This window comes from Halomicrobium urmianum (genome assembly GCF_020217425.1).
In the GTDB taxonomy this organism is placed as follows: domain Archaea; phylum Halobacteriota; class Halobacteria; order Halobacteriales; family Haloarculaceae; genus Halomicrobium; species Halomicrobium urmianum.
Window position 1 is genome coordinate 2,967,427 of the sequence record NZ_CP084090.1, and the last position, 13,954, is coordinate 2,981,380.

Sequence of the window (13,954 nt, forward strand, 5' to 3'; positions counted from 1 at the left end):
CTGTTGTCGGCAGATCTAGAGCCCCAGCGCCTGGACCAGCGTCATGCCGCTGGCCAGCGCCCCCAGGAGGTAGCCGCCGATGGCGCCGCCGTTTAGCAGCGGCAGTCCGGCGTGGGCCCGGCCCTTCATCACCATCCACAGCAGTCCGGCCAACCCGGCGAAGGTGCCGACCATCGCCGCCAGCGCCGTCACCGGGACGCCGAAGACGGCGACGATCCCCTCGGGCGCGAAGAAGGCCGCGCTGGCGACCAGCACCGTCGGGATCACGGCGTCGCCTAGGCCGATGAACATGGCCTCGCGGTCCAGGGGCGACTCCGAGCCCTCGTCGTCCGGTTCATGGGCCTCGTCGACGTCTGCGGTGTCTCCGTCTGCGTCTTCTCCCTCTTCACTCTCTTCGCCCTCGTCGTCGTCCAGCGCCGTGTTCGCCGACGGGTCGGTCTCGAGGAAGGAGTACGACGCGGAGAAGGGGATGACCAGCACCACGGGCACCCGCAGGTCCATGACGCCGGAGGCGAGCGTCAGCATGTGCTCGGTGCCGTAGACGCTGATCGCGTCGTAGACGGCCAGCACTGTGAGCAACACGATCGCCGGCAGGATGCCGAAGGAGATGCCGAACAGCCCCGCGGCGCCGGCCCCCATGAACGCGCCGGCCACGTCGATCACGTACCACTCGGGGTAGACGTACAGGGCGACGCCGAGCGCCGCCGCGCAGGCGACCGCGACGAGGTTGAACGACCCGACGGTGACGACCGGCGGCAGCAGCACCTGGAACACGTACAGCGAGAGCCACGCGCCGGACCCGATCACGAGCAGGCGGATGAACTCGTCGACGCCGAACTTGAACGCCGCGAGCATCACCGCCGTCGCGACCAGAATCGCCCCGAAGTAGGCGAGGCTGTTGGTCGGGTCCTGCGGGTCCTCGACCGGCTGGTAGCCGGCCGACTGGAAGGGCTCGACCAGCGCCAGCGCCGCGACCTGGACGAACAGGAAGATGGCCACGACGATTCCGACGCCGAGGGCGGCCCGCCGTCGCTGTGACATGGGCGACCCTCCGGAGGGGGAGGGTTTCAGGGTTACGTTAGCGCGTGTACAGCGGCCGACCGACCAGCGTCGGCAGGCGCACGCCCTCGGCGGGCGAGACGGCGACGTAGGGCCGGCCTACCGGTCCGAACACGTCGACGACGGAGCCGGCCGTCTTCAGGTCGTCCGTGACGACCTCGCTGCCGACGTCGGGGTAGTCGGCGTCCGACGAGCGGACGACGGCCAGCCCCTGAGCGGTCCGGACGACCTCGCCCACGCGCTTCATTCCCGGATGACCTGCAGGTAGGCCGCGACGGCGCCCAGCAGGTCGCTCTTGGAGGCGTCGTCGGCGCCCCGGACGACCACGCGACCGCGGGGCTCGTACTCCCGCGGATACGTCACGTCTCGCTCGATGACTGCGTCGTAGCCCACCTGCTGGACGGCCTGTGCGATCTCGTCGACCTCGGGGTCGGAGACGGCCTGCTCCAGGGACACGCGCCGGCCCTCGTTGCGGGTCAGGTCCGCGTCGAGCGCGGCCGGCCAGATGACGTTCTCGACCATACCGGAAGTGACCGCGCCCGTCTTATACCTCTTTCCGACGGGCGGCGACCAGTACTGCCGCGAGGACGGCCATCGCCGTCGCCGCGACGCCGAACCCGGGCCCGTCGCCGGCGGTCGGCGTGGGCGTCGTCGCGTCACCGTCGTCGGCCGGCGTCTCCGCCTCCTCTCCCGTCGGCGTTGCGGCGTCTGTCGGCGTCGCGGTCACCGCCTCGGTCGGCGTCGGCGTCTCGGTGGCGGTCGACGCGCCGGCCTCGGTCGCCGCCGGCGTCGCGGTGCCGTTCTCGAAGGCCTCGGGGTGGAACGCCCGGGCCAGTTCCTCGACGACCAGCGCGACGCGCGGGCCGGGCTGGCTCACGTCGTTGGCCGTCACCTCGACGACCTGGTCCTCCTCGACGGCGGTCGTCCCGTTGTAGGGAGCGCCCTGCGGCGGCTGGGCGTCCGAGGGGTAGACGATCCACTCGGGGTCGGCTTCGGCGACGACTTCGCGGTTCAGCTCCTGGTACCCCTCGATGCCGGCCTCGGCGGCCACGTTCTCGCCGCCGGCCGTCTCGACGACGTCGTGGACGTGGGTGCCGTTCCCGGTCGTGAAGTCGAAGAAGTAGTACAGGACCGACGGTCGTTCGCGGCCATCGATCGCCTCGCGGACGCGCTCGATGCGCTCGCGGGTCTCCGCGACCGTCTCGGCGGCGCCCTCGCACTCGCCGACGAGCCGACCGGTCTCGTCGATATCGGCGTAGATGCCGTCGATGCTGTCGACCTCGTCGAAGTGGTACACCGTCATGCCGGCCTGGCGGAGCTGCCGGACCGTCTCGACGGGCGTGACGTTGGCCGCCAGCACCAGGTCGGCGTCGGTGCCGACCACGCGCTCGACGTTGGTCGTGCCGTCGTCGTTCTTCACGTTCACCCGGCCGCTGCGGTTCTCGAGGTAGTCGGTGTTCGAGGTGTTCGGCAGCCCGACCACCTTCTCGGCGGCCCCGATCTCGTAGGCGATCTGGGCGTCGCTGGGCTGGAGGGCGACGACGCTCTCGGGTTCGGACTCGACGGTGACCGTCTCTCCGGTCGCGTCCGTCATTTCGACCGGGAACTCACAACTCGACTGGGTCACCGCGACGTCAGTCGCCGCGGTCCCTGCCGCCAGCGACGCGCCCGTGCCGCCGGACGCGGTGGCCGCGGCTGGGATCGCCCCTGCGATCAGTGCGACTGTCAGTATCGACGCGAACGCGACTGCCGAAAGGTGCCGTCGCATGCACGGACCTGCGACCGTGTGCAACAAGTACTTGACTAACCCAAGTCTGGTTGTGACCGTGTCGCGAAGCCGCCGGTTCACCCTGTTCGCGGGCCTGGCCGGGACGCTCGCGGTCGCGGTACTCGCGAGTGCGACGGTGGGCCCGGTCGGCGTCGATCTGCCGACGGTGGCGAAGGCGGCGCTGAACGCGGTCGGGATCCCGGTCGGCCTCGCCGTGGCCGTCGAGAGCGTCGGAGCCTCCGGCGTCGGCGTGCCCGTCCCGGTCCCGGACCTCACCTACGCCTACCCCTTCCAGTTCGCCGTGCCGGAGACCGACGAGACCATCGTCCGGCGGATCCGCCTGCCCCGCATCGTCCTCGGGGCGGTCGTCGGCTTCGCCCTCGCCGCGGCCGGGACGGTCATGCAGGGCTTCTTCCGGAATCCGCTGGCCGATCCCTCTATCGTCGGCGTCTCGTCGGGGGCGGCCGTCGGGGCCGTCGCCGCCATCGTCGTCGGGGCCGGCCTCCCGCTGCGGGCCTCCGCGTTCGCCGGCGCACTGCTCGCGGCCTTCGGCGTCTACCTGATCGCGACCGAGGAGGGCCGGACGCCCGTCGCCACGCTGCTGCTCGCCGGCGTCGCCGTCCAGACGTTCCTCGGCGCGGTCGTCTCCTTCCTGCTGGTCAACGCCGGCGAGAGCCTCGAGCGGGCGGTCTACTGGCTGATGGGCCACCTCCACAACAGCACGTGGGCGGAGGTCGAGGCGACGCTGCCGCTGGCGGTGGTGACCGTGGGCGTCCTCTACGCGTACGCGCACGACCTGAACGTCCTCCTGCTGGGCGAGGCCGACGCCCACGCGCTCGGGATCGAGGTCGAGCGGACCAAGCGACTCCTGCTCGCCCTCGCTAGCGTCGTCACGGCGGCGGCCGTCGCCGTCGCCGGCGTCATCGGCTTCGTCGGCCTCGTCGTCCCCCACGTGCTCCGCCTGCTGGTCGGTCCGGACCACCGCGTGCTCCTGCCCGCCAGCGCGCTGGCCGGCGGGACCTTCCTCGTGGCGGCGGACACGCTGGCCCGCGCCGGCCCCGCCGAGGTGCCGGTCGGCATCGTCACCGCCGCAGTCGGGGCCCCGTTCTTCCTGTACCTGCTACGCCGCCGGGAGGTGCACACGGTATGAGCGGTGACGAGTCGAGGAGGAACGGCACGGGCGGTCGGGACCCGACCGTCGACGTCGCCGGCGTCGACGTCTCGTTCGGCGACCTCGACATCCTCGACGGCGTCTCGCTGTCGGTCGAGCCCGGCGAGTTCGTCGGTCTGGTCGGGCCGAACGGCGCCGGCAAGACCACGCTGCTGCGGACGATCAACGGCGCGGTGACGCCCGACGCCGGGCGCGTTTCCGTCGGCGGCCGGCGGATCGACGACCTCTCGTCGCGCGAGGCGAGCCGCCTCGTCGCGACGGTCCCGCAGGACACGAGCGTCCGCTTCGCCTTCGCCGTCGAGGACCTGGTCGCCATGGGACGGACGCCCCATCGCTCGCGGTTCGGCGGCGACCCGAACGCCGCCGAGCACGTCGAACGCGCGCTCCGGCGGGCAGAGGTCGACGGCCTCCGCGAGCGCCGCGTGGACGAGCTCAGCGGCGGCGAGCGACAGCGGGTCTACCTGGCCCGAGCGCTCGCGCAGGACGCCCCCGCGCTCGTCCTCGACGAACCGACGGCCAGCCTCGACGTCAACCACGCCGCGCGCACCCTCTCGCTGGTCCGGGACCTCGTCGGCGAGGACCGGGCCGCGGTCGCGGCGATCCACGACCTGGAGGCGGCGGGGCGGTACTGCGACCGCCTCGCCCTGCTCCACGACGGCGGCGTCGTCGCGCGCGGGCCGCCGGGAGAGGTGCTCACGTCGGCGACCCTCGAGACGGCGTTCGACGCGCGGGCGGCGGTCACGGAGAACCCCCTCACGGGATCACCGGCCGTCACCACGCTGCCGGCCCCGGCCGACGGGTCCATCCGCGTCCACGTGATCGGCGGCGGGCGCGTCGGCGCCGGGGTCGTCGGGCGGCTCCGGGGAGCGGGCCACGACGTCAGCGTCGGTCCGCTCCCGGCCGGCGACGCCGCGCTCGGCGTCGCTCGCGCGCTCGACGTTCCCGCCGACGTCGCGCCGCCGTTCGCGCCGCTCCCGGAGGCGACGCTCGCTGACGTGCGGGAACGGGTCCGTGCGGCGGACGTCGCCGTCCTCGCAGACCCCGCCGTGGCGCCGTCCCTGGACCGGATCGACCTGGCCCGCGAGGCCGATCGGCTCGTGCTCGTCGCCGACCGACCGCTCGACGAGCGCGACCACTCCGGAGCGGAGGGTCGGCGCAGGGTCGAGCGCCTCCGTGCCGAGTCGACCGTCGTCGCTGCCGACGAGGTCGCCGACGCGGTCCGACGCGCCGCGCAGTCGCGCCGGGCGGCCGCCGACGACTGATCACTGACCGGATGTATTATTGTGTTTAATTGCTACTGTAGCGAGTATCATGGTGAACAGAGCAGTCCTGGGCGTCGTCGCGCTCGTCCTCGTCTCGTCGCTGGCCGTCGGCGGTCTGGTGGCGGCCCAGCTGGGCGGGACGGACGACCCCGCGGCCGGGCAGGGTGTCGACGGCTCGCCCGCCGCGACGGAGGTGGGCGGCGCGACGCCGACCCCTGATGTCGCGACGCCGACACCGACGCCGACGGAGCCCTCACCGACTCCCACGGCGGTCCGGACGACCGTTTCCGCCGGGTCGTTCAACGAGACGCGCATCGCCGTCGAGGTGGTCCACCGGATCAACGACGGTCGGGAGCAGGCCGGCGTCGAACCGCTCTCCCACTCCGGGACGACGGCCCGGGAACTGGATCGCATGGCGCTGAACCACAGCCGCTCCATGGCCGCGACCGACGCGGTCGCCCACGCGCTCGACGGGACCGGCACCACAGGTCGGTACAAGGCGAACGAACTCCACAGCCGTTGCTCGTACTCGCCGCCGGACAAGATCGGCCTCCTGGAACCGAGGGAGAGCTTCGAGGCGGTCGGATCGACGGTCGCCGGCCGGCACTACGAGGCGGGCGGCCGGGAGCGGTTCCACGGGACGGAGAGCGCCGTCGCCGCGACGGTGGTCGACAGCTGGCTCGATTCGAACGCCTACAGCGACCACTTGCTCGCCCCCGGCCTCGAGCGAATCGGCGTCGGCGTGACGGTCCGCGACGACGGACGGACGTATGTGACCGTCAACTTCTGCGGCTAGCCGGCAGACGACGATCCACCCGGCCGCGCCGCGGTCTCTCGGTCTTCTCTCCTGTGTGACCCCCGACCGGGGACGTACCATCGCGGCGACAGTGTTAAACGTTATCAACACCCATAGGCTGGTGAACCATGTCGGACGAACCCGCGGAACGGAGTACGATCACCGGCGACGACGTCCTCGCGGCGCTCGCGCGGTCGGGACCGGAGTACGGTCCCGTACTCGCCCACGAACTGGGCGTCCCGAACGAGACCGTACGGCGGCGATGCCGCGCGCTGGCGGCGGTCGGCGCCGTCGAGCGCGTGACCGAGGAACCGCTCTATCGCCTGACCGAGCGCGGGAAGCGGGACGTCGGCGCGGCTCCCGGCGGCGAGCGGCGGCCGATTACCAACTAGGTTCTCCCGATCAGTCGCCGGCCCGTCGCCACAGCACCAGCGGCTCCATCGTCAACACCGTCTCGTCGCCGGCGGTAGTCCGGACGGCGCTCCGGACCAGTCCCCGATCATCGTCCCAGGGCTCCGTCTCGCGGACCTCGATTTCGGCCGTGAGGGTGTCGCCGGGACGGACCGGCTCCAGGAACCGCAGTTCGTCGACCCCGGTGGCGGCCAGCGCCGCCCTGTCCGCGTAGTAGTCGTCGACGAGCAGCCGCATCGTCATCGCGGCCGTGTGCCAGCCGCTGGCGATCAGCCCGCCGAACGGCGAATCGGCCGCCGCTTCCTCGTCGGTGTGGATCGACTGCGGGTCGTAGCCCTCGGCGAACTCGACGATCTCCGCCGCCGTGACCTCGTACTCGCCGACGGTCGCCGCGTCGCCGACGGTCACGTCCTCGAAGTACTCCATGTCGGCGCGACGGCGGGCACGATCAAAAGCGAGGCGACTGCTCGGGGACGGACGGAGGCGGGCGGCGGGAAACTGCGGGGAGAGAACTCGTCGCGGTCGTCAGGACGACTGCTGCTCGTCCAGCCAGCTCTGGAACTCCTCCTGGCTGCGGACGTCGATCTCGCCCAGCATCTGCGAGTGGCCGGTGCCGCAGTACTCGGCGCAGTAGAGCTGGTACTTGCCGGTCTCGGTGATCCGGGTCTGGATGTTCTCGTACTGGCCGGGCATCGCGTCCTGCTTCAGCCCGAGCGAAGGCGCGTGGAACGCGTGGATCCAGTCGGTGGAGGTGACCCTGAGCAGTATCGTCCGGTTCGCCGGCAGTACGAGCGTGTTCGTGGAGCTGACCCGGTTGTCTGGGCCGGCCTCCTGGGACGTGTTCTCGGCCGTGCCGTTGTAGTAGAAGTTGAAGTTGTATCGCTGTGCCTCGACCTCGACTTCGAGGACCTCGCCCTCGGTCTGGACCTCCTGGGAGGCCTCGGCGGAGACCAGCGGATTGGCGAGCACCTGGTAGGAGGCGACGCCGACGAACAGCAGGATGATCGCCGTCGCGACGGTCCAGGTAATCTCCAGCCGGCGATTCTCCTTGGTCGGGAGCGGGTCGTCGTTGTCCTTGAACTTGAGGACGGTGTAGATGAGGATGCCCTCGACGAGCACCGTGATCGGGACCGCGGCGTAGAGGAGGTTCTCGTTGAGGTCCCAGATGGCCCGTCCCGTTTCGGACCCCGCCCACTGCGCCGCCGCGGGCTGCGTGCCGACGGCGAACAACACCGCGCCGAACAGCGCGACGAGGCCAGCGCGCACTCTGGTCATGTCTTGTCCGGCGATTAGGAACTCGGGGATAAATAGCTGCTGTCTTCTTCCCGCGACGACCGAGTGCAGAGCCGAATCGATTCGGGCGGATTGCATCGCTCCGGACCGCGGTCGCGCTCGTTGGCACCGGAGCGCGGCCGACGGCAGGAAGCGCGAGGACTAAGTGCGACGCCGCGAAGCCTACGCTAGGAACGAATGGATCGGACGCCTCGGTTCACGACTCTGCTCGCCGCGTCTGCGATCGGCGTCTACCTGCTCGTCGTCGCCGGAGCCACCGCCTCGGTCGCCGACGCCGTGCGAGCCTGTACGAGCTGGCCGACCTGCCAGGGGCCCGTCCTCGGCGACCTCGACCTCGCCGTCGCGTGGGGCCACCGGATCGCGGCGCTGCTGGCGGGCGCGCTCGTCGCAGCGACGGCAGCGGCCGCCTACGTCGGCGACGTCTCGCGGCGCGTGCGCGCGACGCTCGCGGTCGCGGCCGCCCTCTACCCGGTCCAGATCGCGCTCGGCGCGTTCGTCGCCACGTCCGGTGCCGCCGGTCACCTCCCCGGCGCGCACCTCGCGGCCGGGATGACCATCTTCGTCTCCCTGGTCGCCGCGCTGGCCTGGCACCTGGAGGCCGAGACGGGCAGCGACGACGGGGGAGTCGACGAACTCGTCGACGACCCCGCGGCCGACGGGGCGGCCGAGTCGGACGACGACCCCGTCCCCGGCGTCGCCGACCTCTCCCGGCGCGAGCGGATCGTCGGGACGCTGTTCGCGTACTTCCGGCTCACCAAGCCCCGGCTGATGTGGCTGCTCTGCCTGGTCGCTGCGGCGGCGATGGCGCTGGCCGCGGGCCCCGCGCTCCAGACGCGGACGATCCTCCTGACGCTGGGCGGTGGCGTCCTCGCCATCGGCGCGTCCGGGACGTTCAACCACGTGCTGGAGCGGGACGTCGACAAGCGGATGGACCGGACCTCGGACCGCCCCGTCGCGACACACCAGATCCCGGTCAGGAACGCCGTCGCGTTCGGCGTCGCGCTGGCGCTCTCCTCGCTGGTCGCGTTCTGGCAGCTGAACGCCCTCGCGGCCGCGCTCGGGCTCGCGGCCATCCTGTTCTACAGCGTCGTCTACACGCTCGTTCTCAAGCCGAACACGGTCCAGAACACGGTCATCGGGGGCGCGGCCGGCGCGCTGCCGGCGCTGATCGGCTGGGCGGCCGTCACCGGCGACGTCCAGCTCCCCGGGCTGGCGCTGGCCGGCGTCATCTTCCTGTGGACGCCCGCGCACTTCTACAACCTCGCGCTGGCGTACAAGGAGGACTACGCGAAGGGCGGCTTCCCGATGATGCCGGTGGTCCGCGGCGAGACGGAGACGCGGAAACACATCTGCTACTACCTCGGCGCGACGCTCGTGGCGGCCGGCGCCCTCGCGGCGCTGACGCCGCTGGGCGCGCTGTACGCCGCGACGACGGCGACGCTGGGCGCGGTCTTCTTGGCCGCCGTCGTCGTCCTCCACCGCGAGCGGACCGAGCGGGCGGCCTTCCAGGCGTTCCACGCGTCGAACGCCTACCTCGGCGCCCTCCTGATCGCCATTGTAGTCGACGCGCTCGTCCTATGAACACGACCACGTACTCCATCGACCGGTTCGAGGTCCGCAAGGACACGCTCCTGTGGGGCCTGCTGCTCCTGAACAGCGAACTCCTGCTCGTGTTCGCCTACCTGCTGCTGAGCCCGAACACCATCACCGGCCTCACGCCGGTGGTGGTCCCGTTCGTCTGGATCAACCTGGGCCTGTGGGCCATCGTCCGGACCGACGTGCCGCCGGCGGGCCAGCGCCGGCGGAGGATCGGCGTCGCCGTCGCGGTGGCGTACTTCGGTCTGCTGACCTACTTCGGCGGCATGTGGGGCCTCGGCCACCCTGAGATGCCCTCGTCGCTCCGGCTCGAGCTGTTCTCGCTCCCGCCCGGGTGGGCGCCCGCGCTGCTGGCGAACACCCCGTACCTGCGCCTGAGCGTCCTCTCCTACCAGGTCGTCGGCTACCTCGCGCTGGCGTACCTGGTGTACGCGACGGTGCTCGACGCGGCGGGCTCGGCGGTCACCGGCGTCGTCGGCCTGCTGTCGTGCGTCTCCTGTTCGTGGCCGATCCTGGCCGGCGTCGTCACGGGCCTCGTCGGCGGGTCGACGGCCGTCGCCGCCGCCGTCTACGACCAGTCGTACCTCCTCTCGACGGTCGTCTTCTCGGTGACGGTCGGCCTGCTGTACTGGCGGCCCGGGTTCCGGTAGCTGGCCGTCGCGACGACTGACCGGGAGACGTCCACGGGCCTTTTGGTGCCGCGAAGCGACCCTGCGAACATGACCCGCGTCGAAATCGAGTACTGCGTGCCCTGTGGCTTCCGCGAGCGAGCGCTCGACGTCCAGCGAGCGATCCTCGCCGCCTGCGAGGACGAGATCGACGAACTGGCGCTGGTGATGGGCGAGCACGGCGTGTTCCGCGTGCTGGTGGGCGAGGAGATCGTCTTCGACAAGGACGAGGGCGAGTTCGACGTCGACGCCATCGCGCGGGACGTCCGGGCGGCGCTCTGAGTCGGCGTTCGCCGTCGCCGCCCGGAGTCGAAGCGGCTTTCGGGCCGCCGGGCGGAGAGCCGTCCATGGACGAGGTACTGGTGGCCGAGGAGCTCCGCCGGGCGTACGGGGACGCGGTGGCCCTCTCGGGGGTGTCGCTGTCGCTGTCGGCGGGCGAGGTGTTCGCGCTGGTGGGGCCCAACGGCGCCGGCAAGACGACGCTCGTCCGGGCGCTGACGGGAACGACGGACGCCGAGGGTCGCGTCGAACTGTTCGGCGGCCCGCCGCGCGAGGTCGCCCGCGAGCGGATCGGCCTCCTGCCCCAGTCGTTCGGGCCGCCGTCGCGGCTGACCGCCCGCGAACTGGTCGACTACTACGCGGGCCTGTACGACGAGCACCGGCCGGTCGAGGGCGTCCTCGACGACGTGGGGCTGGCCGACGCGGCCGACACCCACTACGAGGACCTCTCGGGCGGGCAGCGCCGGCGCGTCTGCGTCGGGACGGCGCTGGTCAACGAGCCGGACCTGCTGTTTCTCGACGAGCCGACGACGGGCATCGACCCGGCCGGCCGGCGCGACCTCTGGGACCTGATCGAGGGGCTGGCCGACGAGGGCGTGACGGTGCTGGTCACGACGCACTACATGGAGGAGGCCGAGCGGCTGGCCGACCGCGTGGGCCTGCTGGCGGACGGCGAACTGGTCGCCGTCGACGACCCGGGGACGCTGGTGGCCGAACACGGCGGCGAGTCCCGGTTGACGGTCGCGGGCGCGTTCGACCCGGAGGCCGCCGACGCGCTCGACTATCCGACGACCGTCGCGGAGGGGACGCTCACCGTCCGCGGCGTCGATCCGCGCGAAATCGGCCGCGTCGTCGAGCGACTGGAGACGGCCGGCGTCGAGTACGAGGAGCTCTCCTGGTCGGAGCCGTCGCTGGAGGACGCCTACCTCGAACTGACGGGGCGGTCCGTCGACGGCGGCGCGAGGACCGGAATCGGGGCCGTCGATCGCGGCGGACCCGTCGTCGCGGGGGGCGAGCGATGAGCCGCGTCGGACGGGTGAGCGCGGAGGTGACGGCCGCCCGAAAGGCCTTCCTCCGGCGCCGGACGGCGGTCTTTTTCACCTTCTTCTTCCCGCTCCTGCTGGTGGTCATCTTCGGCACGGTGATCGGCACCGGTGCTGCCGGAGGGTTCCTCGGCGGCACGCCGGCGGAGAACGTCGCCGCCTACCTCGCCGTGGTCGTCCTGTTCACGCCGCTCTCGCGGGTCGGCAGCGAGGTCGCTCGGTCCCGGGAGGGCAACCGCTTCGAGAAGCTCGCGACCACGCCGCTCTCGCGAGTCGAGTGGCTCCTCGCTCACTCGCTCGTGAACGTCGCCGTCATCGGAATCGCAGGCCTCCTGTTGCTGGTCGCCGCCGTCGCGGTCACGGGTGCCGAGGTCGTCGTCTCGCCGACTTCCGTCCTGTTCGTCCCGGCGTTCGTCGCGACCGGCGTCGTCGCGTTCTGCGGCGTCGGCGCCGTCATCGGCAGCGTCGCCGACTCCCAGGACGGCGTCATCGCGGCCGCGAACGGCCTCGCGCTGCCCCTGATTCTCCTCTCGGAGACGTTCGTCCCGCCCGCGGCGCTGCCCGGATGGCTCCCGACCGAACTGTCGCCGCTGACCTACTTCGCTCGCGGCGTCCGTGCCGTGCTGACGGAGAACGCGGCCGGCGCGGGCGCGGCGAACCTGGCCGTCCTCGCGGCCGTCGCCGTGATGGCGCTGCTGGTCGGCGCGGTCGCGCTACCGCGGACGGACTGAGGCGGGGGAGACCCCTCACAGCGAGACGGCGTCTATCTCGTCCGAGAGCTCCCGCATCTCCGCGTTGAACGCCTGGACGAACGCCCCGAAGTCGCCGGCGTGCGCCCGGACGTCCCGCGGCGCCGGCGGCTCGTACTGCGACAGGAGGTAGATGCCGCCCTCGCCGCCGACCCGCAGGTATGACGCCCGGCCGTCCTCCCACTTCAGCTCCCAGCGGGTCCCGTTCACGCGCGCCGAGTACGCGCCGTAGTCGCCGCCCTCGACGCGCCGGAGTTGTCCCGCCATCGCGTCGGCGCAGTCCCGGACCCGGCCGAGGAGTCGCTCGCGGTCCTCGACCGCCGCGTCCGCGGACGCCACTTCGGGCGGGTCGAACGAGAGGTCCGCGAGGACGGCCTCGGCGTCGCGGACGTGCTCGTTGAACGCCGCGACGAGGGCGTCGTAGTCGTCGAGCGCAGTGGCCAGCGGTCCCGGCTCCGGCGGTTCCTTCGTCGAGACGACGTAGATTTCCCGACCCCGTCCCTCGAAGCGGAGGTACTGGACGTCCCCGCCCTCGTACTTCAGCGTCCACTCGCCAGCGTCGGTGTCGAACTCGGCGGTCCCGTAGTCGCCGCCCTGCAGGCGGGCGAGTTCACGCGCCATCCGCCCGGCGTGGTCGGTCACCCGCGCGAGGATCTCGTCCCTGCGATCGGCCGCGTCGTCGGCTCCGACGACGTCGGTGTCCAGCCCGTCTACCATTGGTTCCGGAAGGCGCTGGACGGTCATAACGGCCGCGCATCGCGCTCGCCGCTCCGCGTGCGGTGACGCCTCGTCGGATCCAGCGCCCGAATTGCTGCCGGTATGCGGAACCCTTTCGTGGGACGGACCCACGCGGTAGCCATGAGCGACAGCGACGTAGACGTCCTCGTCCTGCGGAAGGGCACCCACGGGATGCCGGCCGACGACTACGCGGCGGCGCTTCGGGAGCGACTCCCCGACCACCGGATCGAGCGCGCGCGGACGCCCCGGGCAGAGCGGGACCTCGCCGAGAGCGCCCGGGTCATCTCGTCGACGAGCGTCGACCTGGACCTCGTCGAGCGGGCCGACCGCCTGGAACTGTTCGCCGGCGTGGCGGCGGGCTACGGCCACCTCCCGCTGGACGAACTGGCCGAGCGCGGCGTGGCCGTCACGAACGCCTCGGGCATCCACGCGCCGAACATCGCCGAGCAGGTGATCGGGTTCGTCCTCGCGCACGCGAGGCGGCTGCGGACGGCGCTCCACCGCCAGGAGCGAAGCGAGTGGCGTCACTTCCAGATGAAGGAGCTGCAGGGCGGCACCGTCACCGTCGTCGGGATGGGCGCCATCGGCGAGGCCGTCCTCCAGCGGATCTCCGCCTTCGAGGTCGACACCGTCGGCGTCCGATACACCCCCGAGAAGGGGGGTCCGGCCGACGAGGTGATCGGGTTCGACGAGGACGACCTCCACGATGCGCTCGCCGACACGGACTACCTCCTGATCGCCGCGCCGCTGACGGACACAACCCGCGGGCTGATCGGCGAGGCGGAGTTCGACACGCTCCCGCCGAACGCCTTCCTCGTCAACGTCGGCCGCGGCCCCATCGTCGACACGGACGCCCTGATCGGCGCGCTGCGCGACAACCAGATCGACGGTGCCGGGCTGGACGTGACCGACCCCGAGCCGCTGCCCCGCGACCACCCGCTGTGGGACTTCGAGAACGTCTTCGTGACGCCGCACAACGCCGGACACAGCCCGAAGCACTGGGAGCGGCTCGCCGACATCGTCGCCGGCAACGTCGAGCGACTCGACGACGGCGCCGACCCCGAGGACCTGGAGAACCTCGTCCGGGCGCCAGATCCGGAGACGTAGCGACCCTCACAGCT

Annotated in this window: 17 protein-coding genes; 10 read left to right on the forward strand and 7 right to left on the reverse strand. The window is 71.8% G+C overall.

Annotation, left to right across the window (positions count from 1 at the left end):
- Positions 1-15: 15 nt before the first annotated feature.
- Genes LCY71_RS14880 through LCY71_RS14895 form a run of 4 tightly spaced genes read right to left on the reverse strand, consistent with a single transcriptional unit; the run spans position 16 to position 2,827 of the window.
- Positions 16-1,041 carry a presenilin family intramembrane aspartyl protease PSH gene (locus tag LCY71_RS14880; protein WP_225333929.1) on the reverse strand — a complete coding sequence of 342 codons (1,026 nt, stop codon included), beginning with the start codon at positions 1,039-1,041 and terminating at the stop codon, positions 16-18.
- Positions 1,042-1,078: 37 nt separating this feature from the next.
- Complete coding sequence (locus LCY71_RS14885) at positions 1,079-1,306, reverse strand: H/ACA ribonucleoprotein complex subunit GAR1 (RefSeq protein ID WP_225333930.1); 228 nt, start codon at positions 1,304-1,306, stop codon at positions 1,079-1,081.
- Positions 1,303-1,581, reverse strand: coding sequence for a signal recognition particle subunit SRP19 (srp19, locus tag LCY71_RS14890; RefSeq protein WP_225333931.1), 279 nt, complete (start codon positions 1,579-1,581; stop codon positions 1,303-1,305). The genes LCY71_RS14885 and srp19 overlap by 4 nt, the downstream gene beginning before the upstream one ends.
- Positions 1,582-1,603: 22 nt before the next feature.
- The gene (locus LCY71_RS14895) at positions 1,604-2,827 is read right to left on the reverse strand and encodes a PGF-CTERM-anchored ABC transporter substrate-binding protein (RefSeq protein ID WP_225333932.1); all 1,224 of its coding nucleotides are present in this window, start codon (positions 2,825-2,827) and stop codon (positions 1,604-1,606) included.
- A 58-nt stretch (positions 2,828-2,885) separates the two neighbouring features.
- Here LCY71_RS14895 and btuC point away from each other — a divergent pair, with 58 nt between their 5' ends.
- The 4 genes from btuC to LCY71_RS14915 all read left to right on the forward strand — a co-directional run bounded on the left by btuC (position 2,886) and on the right by LCY71_RS14915 (position 6,448).
- Positions 2,886-3,977, forward strand: a complete 1,092-nt coding sequence (gene btuC / locus LCY71_RS14900) for a vitamin B12 ABC transporter permease BtuC (RefSeq protein WP_225333933.1) — start codon at positions 2,886-2,888, stop codon at positions 3,975-3,977.
- The gene (locus LCY71_RS14905; RefSeq protein WP_225333934.1) at positions 3,974-5,260 is read left to right on the forward strand and encodes an ATP-binding cassette domain-containing protein; all 1,287 of its coding nucleotides are present in this window, start codon (positions 3,974-3,976) and stop codon (positions 5,258-5,260) included. The genes btuC and LCY71_RS14905 overlap by 4 nt, the downstream gene beginning before the upstream one ends.
- 49 nt (positions 5,261-5,309) lie before the next feature.
- Positions 5,310-6,056 carry a CAP domain-containing protein gene (locus tag LCY71_RS14910; protein WP_225333935.1) on the forward strand — a complete coding sequence of 249 codons (747 nt, stop codon included), beginning with the start codon at positions 5,310-5,312 and terminating at the stop codon, positions 6,054-6,056.
- Between the two features lie 128 nt (positions 6,057-6,184).
- Positions 6,185-6,448: a helix-turn-helix domain-containing protein gene (locus LCY71_RS14915; RefSeq protein ID WP_225333936.1), complete on the forward strand. Its 264-nt coding sequence runs from the start codon at positions 6,185-6,187 to the stop codon at positions 6,446-6,448.
- 10 nt (positions 6,449-6,458) lie between these two features.
- Here LCY71_RS14915 and LCY71_RS14920 read toward each other — a convergent pair whose 3' ends face one another.
- Together LCY71_RS14920 and coxB are read right to left on the reverse strand one after the other, a co-directional pair.
- A complete protein-coding gene (locus LCY71_RS14920) occupies positions 6,459-6,893 on the reverse strand; it encodes a MaoC family dehydratase (RefSeq protein ID WP_225333937.1) in 435 nt (144 codons plus the stop codon).
- A gap of 99 nt (positions 6,894-6,992) precedes the next feature.
- The gene (gene coxB / locus LCY71_RS14925; protein WP_225333938.1) at positions 6,993-7,742 is read right to left on the reverse strand and encodes a cytochrome c oxidase subunit II; all 750 of its coding nucleotides are present in this window, start codon (positions 7,740-7,742) and stop codon (positions 6,993-6,995) included.
- A 195-nt stretch (positions 7,743-7,937) separates the two neighbouring features.
- On the opposite strand from coxB, the gene LCY71_RS14930 reads away from it, so the two are divergent.
- The 5 genes from LCY71_RS14930 to LCY71_RS14950 all read left to right on the forward strand — a co-directional run bounded on the left by LCY71_RS14930 (position 7,938) and on the right by LCY71_RS14950 (position 12,077).
- On the forward strand, positions 7,938-9,341 hold the full coding sequence (locus LCY71_RS14930; RefSeq protein WP_225333939.1) for a heme o synthase: 1,404 nt from the start codon (positions 7,938-7,940) through the stop codon (positions 9,339-9,341).
- Positions 9,338-10,006 carry a DUF7546 family protein gene (locus tag LCY71_RS14935; RefSeq protein ID WP_225333940.1) on the forward strand — a complete coding sequence of 223 codons (669 nt, stop codon included), beginning with the start codon at positions 9,338-9,340 and terminating at the stop codon, positions 10,004-10,006. Before LCY71_RS14930 ends, LCY71_RS14935 begins: the two co-directional genes overlap by 4 nt.
- Positions 10,007-10,075: 69 nt before the next feature.
- Entirely contained in the window at positions 10,076-10,306 is a 231-nt protein-coding gene (locus LCY71_RS14940; RefSeq protein ID WP_225333941.1) for a SelT/SelW/SelH family protein, read from the forward strand.
- A 65-nt stretch (positions 10,307-10,371) separates the two neighbouring features.
- Positions 10,372-11,325 carry an ABC transporter ATP-binding protein gene (locus tag LCY71_RS14945; RefSeq protein WP_225333942.1) on the forward strand — a complete coding sequence of 318 codons (954 nt, stop codon included), beginning with the start codon at positions 10,372-10,374 and terminating at the stop codon, positions 11,323-11,325.
- Positions 11,322-12,077, forward strand: coding sequence for an ABC transporter permease (locus tag LCY71_RS14950; protein ID WP_225333943.1), 756 nt, complete (start codon positions 11,322-11,324; stop codon positions 12,075-12,077). The genes LCY71_RS14945 and LCY71_RS14950 overlap by 4 nt, the downstream gene beginning before the upstream one ends.
- A gap of 15 nt (positions 12,078-12,092) precedes the next feature.
- Here the strand turns inward: LCY71_RS14950 and LCY71_RS14955 are convergent, their stop codons facing one another.
- Positions 12,093-12,812 (reverse strand): profilin-fold protein, encoded by a 720-nt coding sequence (locus LCY71_RS14955; protein WP_225333944.1) that lies wholly within the window; start codon positions 12,810-12,812, stop codon positions 12,093-12,095.
- Positions 12,813-12,953: 141 nt separating this feature from the next.
- Here LCY71_RS14955 and LCY71_RS14960 point away from each other — a divergent pair, with 141 nt between their 5' ends.
- On the forward strand, positions 12,954-13,940 hold the full coding sequence (locus LCY71_RS14960; protein WP_225333945.1) for a D-2-hydroxyacid dehydrogenase: 987 nt from the start codon (positions 12,954-12,956) through the stop codon (positions 13,938-13,940).
- Positions 13,941-13,954 lie beyond the last annotated feature (14 nt).